8 protein-coding genes are annotated in these 16,630 nt (G+C 35.6%); 1 reads left to right on the forward strand and 7 read right to left on the reverse strand.

The genetic code is table 11. The annotated features are described in order from the left end of the window. The first annotated feature begins 1 nt into the window (after position 1). Positions 2 to 1,087 (forward strand): aminopeptidase, encoded by a 1,086-nt coding sequence (locus EHQ47_RS19315; RefSeq protein WP_135748404.1) that lies wholly within the window; start codon positions 2 to 4, stop codon positions 1,085 to 1,087. Here the strand turns inward: EHQ47_RS19315 and EHQ47_RS19320 are convergent. The 7 genes from EHQ47_RS19320 to EHQ47_RS19350 form a co-directional block, all read right to left on the reverse strand. Continuing rightward, positions 1,084 to 8,937: a PD40 domain-containing protein gene (locus EHQ47_RS19320; RefSeq protein ID WP_135777898.1), complete on the reverse strand. Its 7,854-nt coding sequence runs from the start codon at positions 8,935 to 8,937 to the stop codon at positions 1,084 to 1,086. The genes EHQ47_RS19315 and EHQ47_RS19320 overlap by 4 nt on opposite strands. Positions 8,938 to 9,023: 86 nt before the next feature. Further along, positions 9,024 to 9,611, reverse strand: a complete 588-nt coding sequence (locus tag EHQ47_RS19325; RefSeq protein WP_135749475.1) for a DUF1318 domain-containing protein — start codon at positions 9,609 to 9,611, stop codon at positions 9,024 to 9,026. 7 nt (positions 9,612 to 9,618) lie between these two features. Continuing rightward, on the reverse strand, positions 9,619 to 12,651 hold the full coding sequence (locus tag EHQ47_RS19330; protein ID WP_135777900.1) for an LIC_11026 family protein: 3,033 nt from the start codon (positions 12,649 to 12,651) through the stop codon (positions 9,619 to 9,621). A 21-nt stretch (positions 12,652 to 12,672) separates the two neighbouring features. Further along, entirely contained in the window at positions 12,673 to 13,014 is a 342-nt protein-coding gene (locus EHQ47_RS19335; RefSeq protein WP_002989181.1) for an STAS domain-containing protein, read from the reverse strand. 63 nt (positions 13,015 to 13,077) lie between these two features. Continuing rightward, complete coding sequence (locus tag EHQ47_RS19340) at positions 13,078 to 13,896, reverse strand: RNA polymerase subunit sigma-70 (protein WP_135749473.1); 819 nt, start codon at positions 13,894 to 13,896, stop codon at positions 13,078 to 13,080. Between the two features lie 94 nt (positions 13,897 to 13,990). Next, positions 13,991 to 15,343, reverse strand: a complete 1,353-nt coding sequence (locus EHQ47_RS19345) for a Na+/H+ antiporter NhaC family protein (protein ID WP_135777902.1) — start codon at positions 15,341 to 15,343, stop codon at positions 13,991 to 13,993. A gap of 27 nt (positions 15,344 to 15,370) precedes the next feature. Then, on the reverse strand, positions 15,371 to 16,618 hold the full coding sequence (locus EHQ47_RS19350; protein WP_135777904.1) for an Nramp family divalent metal transporter: 1,248 nt from the start codon (positions 16,616 to 16,618) through the stop codon (positions 15,371 to 15,373). Positions 16,619 to 16,630: the final 12 nt, after the last annotated feature.

Below are 16,630 nucleotides of genomic sequence, written 5' to 3' on the forward strand. Positions count from 1 at the left end.
AATGCCAAAACCCCTTCCACTTTTGCCGATTCCCCTTCCTTGTCGAATCAAAAAGATTCCTAGAAATTTCTCGTTTTTACTGATTCCTCTTTTTCTTTCCGGGTGTTTGCCATATTTATTTCATCTGGGCAAGGAACAATCGTCGATCATCTTGGGTCGTGAAAAAATAGAAGAAATTCTAAAACACAAAGGATTGGATTCACAAACAAAACAAAAATTAAACTTAATCCGAGAAGCAAGAATTTTTGCCATCGGGGAACTTGCGCTAAACGAAAAAGGTGGATTTGAATATTATACAAAATTAGAGAGAGAAGAAATTGGCTGGAATGTGAGTGCTTCAGAAGCCTTAGAATTAAAGTCCTATACGTGGTGGTTTCCCATTGCTGGAACTGTTCCCTACAAAGGTTTCTTTGAAAAAGAAATGGCTGTTTCTCTCGAAAAGGAATTAAAAGCCGAGGGTTTCGACACACGCATCCGACCCATCGGAGGATACTCGACACTTGGTTGGTTTTCAGATCCTGTTTTGTCTCCCCAACTCAAATGGCCAGATTATCGATTAGTGGGACTTGTCTTTCATGAAATGGCACATGCAACGGCCTATCTTCCAGGAGATTCCATACTCAATGAGTCTTACGCAAGTTATGTGGAAGAAAAAGGAATCGAGTTATATTATACAAAGAAAGAAGGAGAAAAAAGTGCAAATCTTGAAAAATTCCGAAAAGATAAAACCAGAAGAGCAGTCACCTTAGATCTTTTAAAAAAATATGCTGAAGAACTAAAAACACTTTATGCTTCTCCAATAGAGACGGAACAAAAAAGAATTCAAAAAAATTTGATTATGGTTCAATTCAAAGAAGAAGTGATTCAAAAAAAATTAGTACCCGAAGAAAAATCCAAAGAATTTTTGGCAAGGGAATGGAATAACGAAGATTTTTTAGGTGCACTTCGTTACCATTCAGGTGAGGTTAGTTTTGAGTCTTTGTTTCAAAAATCTGACAACAACTTCCAAAAATTTCATGAAGAAGTAAAAAAACTTTTTGATCTATCAGAAGAAGAACGCAAAAAGTTTTTAAATCAAACTCTTTAATCCTCAATCATGGCCGAAGTATATAACTTATAGCCAATCCAAAAGCGGTCGTCAATTGTAGAATTACGAGCCGCTTCCTTTCCTTCTACCAATCGGATATGTAATGGTTTTGGCAAATCACTCACTTGCAAAAATTGTTTTAGAAAAAATAAATTATGAACACCTGATTGAATTCCGGAGTGCAACACAAACAACCCAGGATTTTCACGAGCGAGATAGTATGCGACTCCACTAAAATCATTTGTATATTGGGCGGAAGTTCCTATTCTTTGGTTTGCATATAGTTTAGTAATACTTCCAGTTCGACCGGAAGTATCAAACAACGGTGTCCCACCAATACACAAATAATTATTCTGACACCAACCGATCTCCGCAAAATCAACGCTAAATGCAGCATTGGAATCTTTTTTTCCATTGGTTTCCCATAACAAAAGATTAGCACTAATTTCGTTCTCTAAAGAAGACTTCCAACCCACAACGGATACATCTGTTTTTTTAGGAGAAATAGAAGTAATTTTGATTGTTTGGTTTGCGATAAAATCTGGAACAGAAGCAACAGAATAATATTCCAAATCTGGTAAAACCATAGGGACCACTGCATGGATACCTGAACTGTAGATATAGTGACGACTTGTTTTATTGAGTCGCAAACTAGTTCTATATTTATCAACCAAAGACTCTCGCAAAATTACTTCTTGGTTTCCTGATTCAGCAGATCGGAAATACCTGACAGACTCTCTGTAGATTGATTTGTTATCAGAAAACATCTCTCTCCCCAAAGACTTACCCGATGCAAAGCTCAATAAATATGTTTTTTTGCCATGATCAAAAATCCCGTGAAATTCTTGTTTGCCGACCATCTTTTTCTTTAATTTTTCAGAATGTATCTCAAAATTTGGGATGTGTTTTACATATAAACCAACATCAGAAAAACGACTAGATGTAAATCGAAACATATCGCGAGCGATTGCTAGGTCAAAAAAACTTTCAGAACTATTTTTTTCTAAACTTTGTTGTAAAAGATAATGGAATAAAAACTCATATTCCTCTTTCAATTCAGGGCTTAAAAACTCTCCTCGATTCCTGCGATTAAATTCATTTAAGATACCAATGTATTCTTCAGGTTTTTGAGTTTTTGCCAACTGAAACAACTTCAAAAATGGATTCGAATGCTGAATCGCCGAAGGTTGGTTTTTCAGATAATCAAGTTTCCATTTCAAATCATTCCATTTTTCTTGCCAAAACTTGTTTCCTTCGCCTAACTCTTTGTCTATGGACTGAATCTTTGAAACCATAGACGAAGCCATTTCAAAGTCGCCACGAAGCAATAAAGCTTTTGCCAACTCTAAACGAAAAAAAAGTGTTCTATAACTTCGCCCTTCCCTTGCCTCTTCCGCAAGCAGTAACTCAACCAACGAATTCACTTCTTGGTTCTTCTGGAATGGAATGGAAGTCAAAAGCAAATGATAAAACAAAGTTCGGTTTAAATGCGAAAGTTTCGTTAACACCGATTCACCATTAGTCAGATACTCAGGTGTTAAGGACATAGGTTCAAAATATCCCGTCTGGAGTTGTTCTTTCCAAGCGGTGTATAATCTCAATCGATATGAATCATAAATGGAATCTGCATATCCAAATTTTGTAAAATCTCGTGAAAGAACTTTTTCATCAAAATTTTTCCAGTCCTTTTTAAATCCATAATTATAAGCGGAAGTTGAGGTAAGAGACGTAAGGTAGATATCCTTATCACCTAACAAAAATCCTTTGTGAAAGTATATTTCCAAAATACGATTTTTGACGACAGTTTTCTCTTTCGGCGTTCTTGCAAGTTTAGTTAGTTTGTTTGTTTCTGATTCTGCCTCGTAAAACATGTAATTTTGGATGTATAACGTACCCAAACGATAGGCTTGCAAAAAAGGATCCTCTTTTGATTCTACTTTCGATCGAAGTTCATTTTTGACCGAAATCTCTTTCACATTCCCACTACGGAGTTGAAAATAAAACTCCAAAGCACCCAAATATAGATCCTTTTCTTCACCGATAAAATCAGATGAATTGTATTTACAATCCTCTTTATCCTTAGAAGAAAGACAAGAAACCAAATACTCATATCGAATTTGATTTTGGAATGGTGATTTAGAATATTTTATCCAAAGAGGCCTAAAGATTGTTTTTTTAGAAATATTGGGGAAAATTTCCGTTTTTAATTTTGCCAGTTTTAACTCTAAACTTGGTAAAAATGGATCATTATCATCTAATAATGTAGATGCGGTATAATAATTTTCATAAGCATCTACAAATTCCTTCGATTTCTCTTTCAAAAAACCTTCTTCAATCAGTTGTTTTGCTTTTTTTTCTAAACCATCTTTAGAAATTGAAAACTCTTTCCAATTTCCAAGCAAGAATCGATTAGGATCTTTTGCAAACTCATCTAACCTCATAGAAGAAAAATCTTCGCCGTTTTTGGACGTAATAGACACTATATTTTGAACTCGCTTTGATCGTAGTACTTCAAAGAGTTTACTGATTAAATTCCAATCTTTCTCTGTGTCAAAACTTGTATCATTCATTCCAATCATGGAAATTTCGGATCCACTTCCTTGGAATATTTCACGTAATGGGAACACTTGAGATTTTTCATCACCAAACAAACTTGTTTGATTACTAAGAGGACGATTTGTTACCAGATAATCGGTGTCATACAAATAAACACCCAAATTACCGGAAGGGAGGATCCGTACATTCTGGTTCTGTTTTCCCTTTTCACTTTCGCCATAGATAGTCACCCACTTCAGTCGACGTTCAGTTCTTTCAGAAAACAATTCGTGGTGGTTCCTATCGAAGTAAATTGTTGGGTATATATTTGATTTATGGTATTCTTTCAAAACAGATTTCACCAAACTTCCGTTTGCCTTCGTTCCGATGAGTTGGATGATTGGGTATGTGTTTTGTATTTTGGGAATACAGACACTTAAATCTGCCTGTACATTGCAAATATCTGCTTTTAATTTCCCATCCAACAAATAAAGAAAAACATTCGTTCCATTCGTAGAATAAAATCCAATCCAACCATTTTGGAACAAATCCGTCGCCGAACGTTTTGGTTCTAAAAAAGGTGCACGTTCCGGTGAAACTTGTTTTATCTTATCAAGAATTACATCTAAATTCTGAATTTCCGATGTTTGTTGTTTCAAAGAAGCAACCACAGATTCGCGTTTTAATGCCTTTTCAGATATTGAATTACTGAGTCTACGATATCCTTTAACCCACTTTACTAAATCTTGGTAATATAAATTCAATTTTGAATCTTCAAATTCAAATTGCGCAGAAATTAAATCTCGAAACAACTCAAGGCTTCTAAAGTTTTCCCAGTGATTGACAAATGCTTTTGTTTCATTCGATGCCAGCCCTGTTTCAGAATATGTTTCTAAAAAATCAACCAATCGATGTTTAGGAGAAAAAAGACGAACATTTAAGTTGGACTGGTAAGTTTGGAAAGCATCCTTTCCATAAACCAAATGATTAGTTTTTTTATCCGATCCTAAATTAAATTTTTCCCACTTAAATCGTTGCGCATTCGCCCAGAACATCTCTTCATCTAATCTAAATTCATAAGCTAGTTCAGAGGTTTCTTTCCATTTTTTCTCAGCCAAAAAAACATCGCCTAGCTTCATATAAATGGAATAAAGATTTAATTGCGCACGAACTCTCGTCCGTCTAGAAATCGGATCGTTTGACAAACCTATAATCCGAGGGTCTACTAAACCAGGGTTTTCTAAAACCTCAACGGCTTTTCCTAAAATTTGATTAAAATCTTTTCCCTCTTTCTCTAAATGAAGAGAAAGATAATACAAACTGGTTCCGTATACAATGTCAAACTTTGGATTGTTTGATCTAAATTGGTTTTCGCAAAACTCAATCGAATCTGTACAATTAGAAACTTCTCTCTGTTTCCAAAGTTCTAATTGTTTCAGAAACTGATCTAACAAGTTACGTTTTGTCTCTATCGAAAAGTCTGACGATTCCTGTAGGGAAAAAACCGAGTGGGCATAATTTTGGAATAAATTTTCGATTCCCTTGTTTGATTGGTTTTCAAAAAGAATGTCAGTTAGTTCTTTATAATGTTCAACTGCTTCCCCTTGTAACTGACTTCTTTGGTAAATTTGTGCTTCTACTTGTCTAGATTTGGCGAGAATATTTTTACCAATGATTGTCTCATCTAAATCCTTAGAGGTAATTAATTCGTTTCTTGTTTGGATTTCCGAAAGGGCCGCCGTGTATTCTTCTTGTTCGATATGATTTTCGATTCGAATTCCCAGTGTTAACAGGTATTTAAAATCATTCGGGAACTCACCCGGAAATCGACCATCACCTATCACCCGGAAACTATCGCCAAAAATCACATTTAGGAAACTCCATTTTCGAAACCGCGTAATGATAGATTCTTGATTTTTTTTATATTCAGCTTCTGCTAAATTTAACATTTGATAAGAATCACGAAAACGACCGATCTTCTGAAATGCAATCGCCAAATAATTTGCCAAGTTCACTGGACTAATAAACTTCACATCTTTGTTGTAGGCAATGGCAGTTTGAAAGGAAGCGATAGCTTCTTCATAATTTCCAAATTCTAACTCAGATAGGCCTTTTAATGAAAATAAGAGAGCTAACTTTGATCGAATTTCATTTAATTTCCCTAAAGAAAAAGAATTCGGTTCGGAAGCATATGTGTTTACCGACTGGTAGTATTCATTTTTAAAATAAATATCTATTGATTTAGAAAACTGTTCAGAAGCTTTTTTATACTGTCCTTGGTAAATCAAAGATTTTCCATAATTGAATCGATAGATTGCTTCTTGTTTATATCCTTCAAATTGATTTTTAACAGATAAATAAACAGATACATCTTCTACTTTACGATAACTTTCGTTTGCTTTTGGAAAATTACTCAAAAGGAAATAATTGTTTCCTAGGTTTAAATTAAGATCAGAGAGAACCTTGCGGTCCCCATATTCATCACCCAAAAACACTAAAATTTGATTATAAAGTTCAATATTTGCTTCTAAATTTTTATCGGGGAAATATTTTTTATAAAGAGTTTCATAAACATCAGAATCAACCTCACCAGACTTTGGGTTCTTTTGCATTTTAATCAAATCAACATACTGATATAACCAACCGAGTAATTGATAAGCATCATAATGCGTAGGGTCTGCATAAATGATCCAACGAAGTTCTAATTCTGCTCTTTTGAAGTTTTCTAAGATTTCTGTTTTGCGAGCATCGGTCATTGTACCCGTAGAATAATAATAAGACTCAAAAGTTACATATTTATTAATCAGGTAATACGAATATCCATAAAGAGTAGCAAGATCTAAATATGGCCTGGCCCGAGGCACAGCTTGTTTGTAATATAGTTCGGTCCAACTGAGAGCCTTTTCAGAAAGGACTTCTATTTTCTCAAAATCCTTTACATCAACGACACCGCGAAGCAATTCATTATCAGTAAGTAAAGATGTAATTCCAGAAATATTACCGACTACATTAAGCTTATCTTTACTCAAAATATTAAGTTGGTTTAATAAAGCGCGTTCCTCTTCTTCACGTATTTTTTTCCCATATAGGAAGATAGTATCCACCATCTTTCGTTGATAATAAATAGCATACTCTTTGTATAAAGAGTCCAAATACAAATTTCTTGTTTTTACAAGAAACATATTTTGATTATTAAAGAAGTAATGAAAAGAAGATTGAAGTAAGTCACCAATTCTCTCAAACTCAACAGCCTTGTTTTCAAAATAGAAAAAGGCACTTTGAATATCTTCCTCACCTAAATCTACACCAAGGATCGGATCGTAAAACTCTAAGTATATTTTTAAGTTTCGTAATGCATCCGAAGTATTTCCGGCTGATTTTTGGTTATAGTATTTTAATAAGTTGGCTCGCAACAAAACAGGACTTTTGTATTCAGCAATAAACGATGGGGTTTCAAAAATAGAAGGTTTTCCCGGAGGCTCCAAATCCACTTGAATGGGAATGGGAATAATAGAATCCAAAACCGCATTTGACTCGTTAAACTTTCGAATGTCCGACAATGCTTTGGCTTTGAGATATTTTAATGCCATTGAATATTGTTGAATTTGATTTGTATCTGGATCGACAAGCAATGTATCAACGTAGGAAAGAATTGATTCGCTGTTTCTGTTTTCTGATATTTTTTGTATCACATCTTCCAAAAGAAAGCGTAGATCTCTTTTATGATTGTTTGAAAAAGGAAGAGCAGGATTCAATAAATAACGAGTCTTCTCCTGTTCCCATCCCTGAATCATATCCTTATATAGCTGTGACAACTTTAATGAATTAGGCTGGAATTCATATCCACCTAACCTTCGCTTGATCTCATCTATTTGGTGGTAATCAGGAAATCGTTCGTAAATAAATCTTAAACTTTCAAAAGCGAGGATGTTTTTTTTATCTTTCTCTAATTCATCCACATATAGATGATATAACATTGCTAAAGCATCTTTTGTCCATTTTGATGTTGGAACCGATTGTATTTCGTAAAGAAAGTCGAACTTTTTGTTATTTTGTTTGGATTCCTCCCAATGTAACAAAAAAAGAGCAAATTGATTTTGACTGAGTGCTGATTTTTGACGATAGGCTTCAAAGAAGATTCGAGCTTCTTCTTTTTTCCCAACTCGTACCAAAGAAATATATTTTAAGACTGCTACTCTTGCAGAATAAACCGAAAACAAAGGATCATCAGAGTAAAACAACTCAACCGAATCTAAAGCTAAAAAATATGAATCTAAACTTTGTCCCGCAGAAAAGGTTTTTGCATATTGATACTGCTCACGGATGTTCGCTTGTTTGGGAATGGCACCATTTTCTGGAATAAAATAAATATTGATCGCATTGAAATAAGATGCAGAAAAAAGAATAGAACCTCCATTAAAATTAGAGTAACGAACATCAAAATTAGATGTTTCACCAGAAGAAAGAACTCGTTCCTCTCCCGTTTCCAAATTTTTCATAACAAGAATACTATTATCACGTTCATCCAATTTCCCATTTTGATTCGTATCCTTTCGAATGGAAGCATAGTATAAATTTTTGGATTTAGGATCAACGGTAGGAGAAAAATCTAAAAACAAGTTATTTGTGATTCTCTGAATTTCAAAATTTCCCAAACCGATACGATAAACCTCGCCTTTTGGTTCTTCAAAATACGATATAAAATAAATATAATTTCCATCTGCAGAAACATAAGGAGAAGTAGCCCCCTTAGTTGTAACCTGCGTTATTTGGTTCTGATTCTCCAACTTGATCGCACAAATATTTGGTAAACCAGGAGTAAAACGATCTGAAATAAAATAGATAGTTTTTCCATCGGGGGACCAAACAGGATCCGTATCAACGACTCCTTTGGTGTATTCGCCATTTTTGTTTGGTTTATTAGTAAGTTGAATGAATTCATCACTAATGAATCGATTACCTTTTAATAATTCATGGGTCCATTCTTCAATGTCCATAGGCAATAAAATTAAGTCGCCTTCTGAGTCAAATTCCTCGGACACGAACACAAGATACTTTCCGTTAGGTGATATGGAAGGTTTCGATTCAGAAAAAGGGTGATTTGTCACCGGAACAACAACCGAACTTTTTAAATCGCGAAACCAAATGTCAAAATTTCCTTTTTGGTCCGTTGCATAAAATAAGTATCTTCCATCATTTGTTGTGGAACTATAAAGATTGTTTCCTCTTTGAACAGTAAGAGGGAAAGGTTTTGATTGAGTTGGTGAAAAATAGTTTTTCGAAATGGCAGAATAGTCGAAATCGACATTCGTCATTTTAACATTTTTCTGAAACAAGATACAATTTGAATAAAGAATGAAAAAAAGGAAAATGGGAAAAAAAGGAAACCCTGGAACTGGTTTCATTGGAATTTCTCCCATCTACCATTTGTTGTTTCATAGTATTCTCCTGCCGAAACAGATTTATAATACTCATCTAACAATGTTTGTTTGAATTGAACTAACTCTTCTTCTTTTTTTCCTTTTTTCTTTTGTGTAAGAATTTCTTTTTCCCAAATGATTTTTCTAGATTCATTTAAGAATAAAACCACGTCCTCTACTCGTTTTTTTTTGGCTGGGATCTCATATTGAGCATAACTCGATAACCCATTCGCCAATGGATTTAGTTTAACCAGACCAGCCGGAGTTTCTCCAACCATACCGTGCATTTTGTACCTTTTTAACTCTGGCATTAAATAATTTAAACGAATGCGATGAGCTTTGATTTCAGGATCAGAATCTTCGGTAGCCATTTTTTCACGATTCGATCTACCGTTTGAGGAAGATTGAATGGAGGCGATCATCCAACCTTCTTTTTCTAATTCTCGATCTTCCCCCACCATTTGTTTTTCTGCTGCGGTTTGCGCATTGGTGATGGTGATCGGTGGAACCTTTAGATTTAAAATGGATTTACATCCCAACAAAAGGGATAGAATCATAAGACGTTTCATAAATACCTCACTCTTGGTATGTTTGGATTTCGCTTTGTGCTCGTTTCAAAAAATTTGCTAGAGGCATCCTCTGTTGAGAAATTTTGCCATCTTCTAAATTCACCAATAAAGATAACAAAGATCGATTAAAATATACATCCGCGTAGACCAACCCTTTGGACAAAGATACGTCAATTTTATTGATCGTATAGCTATCAGTTATACGATCAATAATGAAATTTTGCGGAGAAATAACATTTAAAGCACTTTTACCAAAATCACGTCCGATTTGAAAAATGGAAAAAAACAAATCCAGATTGGCAACAGGTTCACTCAAATCTCTTACTGATATGTTAAGGTCTGCTTTTAATTTTCCATCATCAATTTTATCTCGTACTTTGGGAGCCATCAATTGTTTTAAGTCAATGTCTCTAATTAGAAAATTCCCACGAAATTCCATTGATTTAGGATCCAGATTTCCCAAGTTAAAGACCATATTTTTTCCAAGTACCAACCCATCCAAAGAATAGGATCGTAAGGATTCAATATTCGCATAATTTTCTTTATATTCAATGGATGCAGTAAGACCGGGACCTTCTTTTTGGCGTTTCACATACTCAAATGGTAAATTTGGTATACTTGGATGAGTTCCGAGAACATGACCGATTGTTAGGTTGGCAGGTTGATTTCTTCCATAGTTTTTTATGAATATAGACTTATCACCAACGATCAAACTATCCTCAACATTACGTGCGAGGTTATGTTGGATTGGAATTTTTGCGATTATATCTTCCAAAAGGTATGCTTGGCATTGTTCCCCAGGGCATTTTTGATTATTGTAAGCAATCACAGGGACTTTAGAAAAAAATTCACCAGTGATATCATAATCACGAATTTTTAAGTTTAGCCCCAAATCTCCTTGGAAACTAATTCCTTTTGCTAAATATTCTTTGGTAGCAGACACTAAACCGAAAGATAAATCTAAGTTTCCAAAATAAGGACCTAACGGCGGTTTTAGTTTCCCTGTTTTTTTTAAATTTCCACTAACACCTAAATTAAAAATACCACCAAAGGCATTAATTTTTAAAGTTTTGATAAGAATTTCGTTTGTATCATTTCCAGAAAGAGAAAGATCAGTTACCAATTTCAAATCTTTCAATTCCAATCCAGGTAACTCCGCACCTAAGTCGGCTTTGATTTGTTTTGAGTTCCCTGATCCAGAATAACGTGCATTCAGTTTTAATTTTGGATGATTTCCTAATAGGTTTTGGAGTGGAGAAACTTTTTCTTTTAATACCAAAGGAAGAACAAGCAAAAGATTAGATGTATACACATCCAAACCTAACGGAGTCAAGGTTGCCGAGAGTTGGGAACCCAGTTGTACATTTCCTCTTAAGTCCAACTCTAAAGCTTTGTTTCCTGTAATGGTTTTTTGATCGAGTTTTAAGTCAGAAATTTTGATTTCAGATAAACCAAAGGGTCGATCAAAAAGTAAAGCTGCATTTAGACTAAGGCCCAATAAAGAGGAAGGAGAACGAGAACGATCCAACTGGTAACGAAAACCATCAATTTTTGCATTTGTCTGAACGGAAAGCGAAACAAATGATTCTGCTAAAATATCAGCATCCATTTTTAATTTTCCACCTAAGTAAGAAACATAATCACCTAACTGAAGTTTATCTACACTTAAATGAAAATTTAACCCTTTTGGTTCGGAATAATCGCCAAAGAAAGATAATGAGGCACCGTTATAATTGATATGAGAAGGTGCCATAACGATTGAGTTTATATAAGGGAAAGGTTTTTCAGCAGTTTGAGGTTTGGTATCAGCGAAGTTCAATTGGGAAACAATGTCGATTAATGCAGAAGGAATCGAATGTGCTTTTGATTTTCCTATTTTTAAGAATAACTGATTTGCTTTTAGTTTTAAATTTGCTTCTGCGTTCTGCCAATCTCCACGAATGCCCGTACCTTCAAGAGAAAGATCTCCAGACAATTTCATTTCAGGGATGATCCCAGATAATTGATCCAGCGATCTTTGCAAAACGGTGAGTTGCATATTGGATTTTTCAACCGAGATGTTTACTTTCGGTTTTTCCTTCGAAACATCCAGAATGGAACCAGAAAAACTAAGCCAAGATTGACCAAGGACTCTTAGATCCAACTGATTCAATTTAACTTGATCTAATTGATTATCATAGTGGATATCAGATAACAAACGTAAGCCTAACTGAACTGGTTTTTTCCGAACTTCCAGTAAAATATCATCCTTACCAATGTCTGTGGTGAACAAAAACATTTCGGGAGATACAGTTCTATCCCATTCAAATCGTAAAGAAAGAGGAATGGTTTGTTTCCAGCGTAATTCTGTTGAATCCAAATCTAAGGGAATTGGTTTGGAAGCATTCAAAGAGAGGAGAATATGATCGATTTGATTGAGGACGGAAAGATCTAATGGAATGGTTGTGAATCGATTGGTTTCCAATTCCGTTTGTAAAGAAAGATCTTGGACAGAAAAAAAATGGAGAGAACCTGTATCTCGTTTTAGTTGGAATTCGACTGCATCTAAATTGATGTAAACACTAGCCTGTAACGGAAGATAGGTTTTGATTTCTGTGAGTGGAGGTTTTGGTTCCGGAACTGGTTCTTTCGTTTCTGCTTTGTTTTGTTTTAGGAAAGAAACAAAATTCCAACGTCCCAAACTTTCTTCTATTTGGATTTTACCACCAGTGAGTCCAATTTCAGAGATCCTCAATTTTCCAAAGACCAAAAGTGGAAGGTTGTAACGAAGGCTAAGTCGTTTTGCCTCCACCATGGGAAGGTTTTCAAAGGGGGTGCCTGGATAGAGCCGAAAGTCTTCGATCTCAATTCCAAAAAAAAGGGAAAAACTGCGAAAGTTCCCCTCCATCCTTCCCAAGGTAAATCGAGAAACAAGTTCGGGAACGATTAGGTCCGCAGTAAAGGCATTGAATAGAGATTTATAAAGTAGAAAAAGGACAAAAAGTCCACGAAAGGTTTTGGTTTTGGCGATTCCTAAACTTACCTTCAGGATTGGATTCATTAGTAGAATCGCCTCGCGCGATTAATATTCGAAGGAGTCTTCAGCCTCTTCCAGAGTTTTATAAATCTCGAAAACGCTAGAAAGTTTTGTAATTTCCATTAGGTTCTCGATATCGGAATTTAAGTTCGCAAATACAAGTCTACCATTCAGGCCGTCGATATGTTTATAAATATTTAGAAATGTTCCTAAACCAGCTGAGTTGATGAAAGGAACCTTTTTCAAATCTATAATAAACTTAGGGACTTGGCCTTTTTTGATGTACTGTTCAATCTTTTCAGATAGCTCGAACTCATTTCCGGCTTTGATGGCACCTTCAATTTTAATGATGTGCACGTCGTTTTTACTAGTAACTTTGATTTTCATAACCCTTCGGAAGGTGGTGTTGCCATTAAGTTCCTTTGAATTTGCTGAATGTAAAGCAAATTTTTATGCATAGTACAATAAATCTTTGCCAGCCCTTCGGAGTTGATGTTTTCCCTGTGACAAATGGTTGCGAACTGCCTTCCTGGAAATTCCTAAGAGCTTTGCAATCTCTCGTTCCGAATGAAAACTGCGATCAATGGTTTTTGATCTTCGTAAAATCCAGAGTTTCTTTTGTTTCAGATACCATTTTCGTCGATTCTGATCCGTTGCTTCATAGAGTTTGCGTGTGTACCTCGTAATCATCCCAGAAAGTCGGGATAAAATTTGGCGTTGTCGAAACCGTTTCTCATCTAGATTCCGATAAAAAGTATCAATGTCATGATTCGTTTCACGTAACTTCCAAAGTAGAAGTTGTTTTAGATTCTGTTTCATTGGCAAATCAAACTGTAAGGACAAAACGAGAGCCGTTATTGCCGGTAACTTTTCCAATTCCGCTTTTAAAGGGTTTTCAATGTCCAAAAAGTCGATGGGGTTCTCCTCATTTGCCGGGAGATCATAGTTCCATAATTGTAAATATAATTCCCCTGACTCAGAAATTTCGGTCCGGCGGAACCTGTTCCGATACTGATTGAAGGCATAAGTAACAAAAAAGCCAAGAACATTAGTTATATGGTAGTTTAGACTTAAAGTCCACATTTTGGAAAATACTTCCAAAATCGTCACAACCATCTCACAACTTTCGTCTTCCGTTATTTTCCTTTTTTTGGCAAGTCGGTCTACCATCCAGATAGGTAATTGTTCTTTTACAATATTTAGATCATGTTTGGCTCTTGCTTCTTCGATCAAAGGTAAAATCTTTTCATCTAGTATTCTTGGTAACATGGATGGAATTTATAAATCACCCAGAGAAGAAAGAAACATTATTATATTATATAAACTGAGTATATATTCCGTTTTATGAACTTGATTTGTTCAACTACGAACTTTTAAATTTATTTTTTGCGATTAACAGAAGTGAGACTGAAAGGATTACATGAAATAAATTAAAAAAAGCAAAAGGGAAAAACGACATCACAGAAACTCCAAGAGAAGTAGACATAAAGGCACCACAACTGTTCCAAGGAATGAGTGGAGATGTGATGGTTCCAGAATCTTCTAATGAACGTGAGATGTCTTTTTCTGGAATGGAGTTTTCTTCAGCTAAACTTCGAAAGGCTCGAGCAGGGATGACAAGAGATAAGTATTGGTCTGCAGTTACCAGATTCAAAAGGAACGATGTTCCCATAGTCGAAAGAAGTATGTCCCATTTGTCTTTGGCCCAAATTTTGATTTGGATTAATATTTCATTTAAATAACCATATCCTTCCACAACAGCACCAAACCAAACAGCAGAAAGAATCAGTATTTCCGTAGGAAGAATCGCAACCACTCCCCCTCCACTTAAAAAACGATCCAAAACTACGTTTCCGGTATGTGATTCAAATCCAAATAGCAATGTTTTCCAAGTCTGCCACTGGAAACCCAATTCATTGACACTAAATCCAAGGGCTGATACAATTCCGAGTATTAATGATATTCGAATATGCAATTTAAAAAATGAAGATCCAAAAACAAGAACCACAGGGATTAACTTGCTCCATGAAATACTTGAGGAAGGTAGGGGAAAAATAACTCCAGGTCTTAAAGATAAGTCCGCATTCTGATGAGAGTTCAAAACATAAAGGTTCAAAATATAAAAACCTAAGATGGCAATCCCAAAACTAATGCAAGTTGTCTTTAGCATATGTTGGATATGTTTCCAGATAGGAACATGAGTTAAACTAGATGCCAAATTGGTTGTATCGGAAAGCGGGGACAATTTATCTCCAAAATAACACCCAGAAACAATAGCACCAGCAGCCATTGTCTCAGGAAAGGAAATGACTTCAGCAACTCCCATAAGCGCAACACCTAACGTACCAGCGGTGGTCCAAGAAGAACCAGAAACCATTGCGGCAATGGCGGCAACAACTGCCAAAGATGGTAAAAAATAATCAGGCTGCAAAAACAAAATTCCTGCCTGAATCATTGTTAAAAGTACTCCCGAATATGCCCAAGAAGCAATGAGCATCCCAACAAAAAAAAGAATCTCCATCGCAGGCAAAACAGAGAAAAAGTTTTTACGAAAGGATGATTTTAAAAATACGGACTTCCGATGCCTTCGTTGCAAAAAAGCAATAAAGCCAGAAACCAATAGAGCCAAAGGATGGGGATATGGAACAATCCATACAAATCGAAAAAAAAGAATCGAAAGAATTAAATAAAGAAGTGGTGATAGCGAAAAAAACATAGAGTGTGTTTTTTCGCTCTTCATACTCTAAAGAAAAGTAATGTTGATATAATAGATGGAGAATCCAAATAAAAACAAAATACCAAACCAAGAAAGTAAATTCATCCAAGGTTTAGGTCTTTGGTCTTTTGGAATCTCTTTTCCAAATAAAATCAAGTGATGAATGAGGGCAAGCACTGGGGCATTCAAAAAAGATACTGTCGTCGCAAAATCCACCAAACTCTTCATATTGGTTCTAAAAAAAAGTAAAATCAAAATGGAACCCACACCCACAAGAAGGATCCAATACCAATATAATTTTTCCGTAGGAATTTTTTCCAATGATTTGAACAATCTGCGACTTGCGTTTGAAACCACTCTAGGGTAAGCATCAAAACAAGTCAGAGTTGTAGAGAACATTGTAAAAAATGCAGCAATTAAGATAATGGGATAAGACCAAGAGCCAATGGCGGTAGTATACAATTTAACAAGTTCAGAAGCAAAACTGACTGCCTGAGAAGAAAATTCTGCTCCTGTATTGTACATCATGTTTGCACCCAGTGCCAAAAAACAAACGGCAAGTAAGGTAGTCCCAATATAACCGATATTAAAGTCGATCATCGCATATTTCATTGGAGGAAGTTTGCCATCGGGCGTTTTTTTGGCAAGGGTCCAATCTGACTGCCAAACCGCTGCTTCAATGGGAATCGGCATCCAACCCATAAGGGCAATTAGGAAGGCAACATCTCCAAGTTCCGAAATTGAAAAAGTTTTTCCTGCTGTTTCTAATTTGGGTATAGGTGCGTAAAACGAAAGGATCATGGCAACAATAGTTGAAATGGTTAACAAAACCACTATCCATTTCATTAGGCCGTCGAGAGCTGCAAATTTACCAATCGCAAGCAAAAGAAAACAGAATATTAGAATTATAGAACAAAGCAACCAAGGTTCCATAGAAATTCCAAGAAGATTGGAAAATAAACCTGAAGTGACAAGTGTTACAGTAGCGACAATGATACACATTGTTCCAACCGAAATTAGAAAAAAGATCCACACTGGTAATCGGCCCAATGATTCGTATCCATCTAACAATGATTTACCGGTGATAATTGTATATCTGGTCCCGACGACAAAAAATGGATATTTGATCAAATTAGCAAAAAGAACAACGAAAAGTAATCCGTATCCATATACGGCACCAGCCCGAGTCGATTGCACAAGATGGGAAACACCAACGGCGGCTCCGGCATACAGAAGGCCAGGACCAAGATAAGCTAAAAAAGGAAATCGTCTCATTTTGGACAAATT

Origin of the sequence: Leptospira bourretii (assembly GCF_004770145.1) — a bacterium.
Lineage (GTDB): Bacteria > Spirochaetota > Leptospiria > Leptospirales > Leptospiraceae > Leptospira_A > Leptospira_A bourretii.

Excerpts from the sequence above, each read along its gene's own strand:
- EHQ47_RS19315 (WP_135748404.1), top strand. The coding sequence starts at position 2 with ATGCCAAAACCCCTTCCACTTTTGCCGATTCCCCTTCCTTGTCGAATC.
- EHQ47_RS19320 (WP_135777898.1), bottom strand. The coding sequence starts at position 8,937 with ATGACGAATGTCGATTTCGACTATTCTGCCATTTCGAAAAACTATTTT.
- EHQ47_RS19325 (WP_135749475.1), bottom strand. The coding sequence starts at position 9,611 with ATGAAACGTCTTATGATTCTATCCCTTTTGTTGGGATGTAAATCCATT.
- EHQ47_RS19330 (WP_135777900.1), bottom strand. The coding sequence starts at position 12,651 with ATGAATCCAATCCTGAAGGTAAGTTTAGGAATCGCCAAAACCAAAACC.
- EHQ47_RS19335 (WP_002989181.1), bottom strand. The coding sequence starts at position 13,014 with ATGAAAATCAAAGTTACTAGTAAAAACGACGTGCACATCATTAAAATT.
- EHQ47_RS19340 (WP_135749473.1), bottom strand. The coding sequence starts at position 13,896 with ATGTTACCAAGAATACTAGATGAAAAGATTTTACCTTTGATCGAAGAA.
- EHQ47_RS19345 (WP_135777902.1), bottom strand. The coding sequence starts at position 15,343 with ATGTTTTTTTCGCTATCACCACTTCTTTATTTAATTCTTTCGATTCTT.
- EHQ47_RS19350 (WP_135777904.1), bottom strand. The coding sequence starts at position 16,618 with ATGAGACGATTTCCTTTTTTAGCTTATCTTGGTCCTGGCCTTCTGTAT.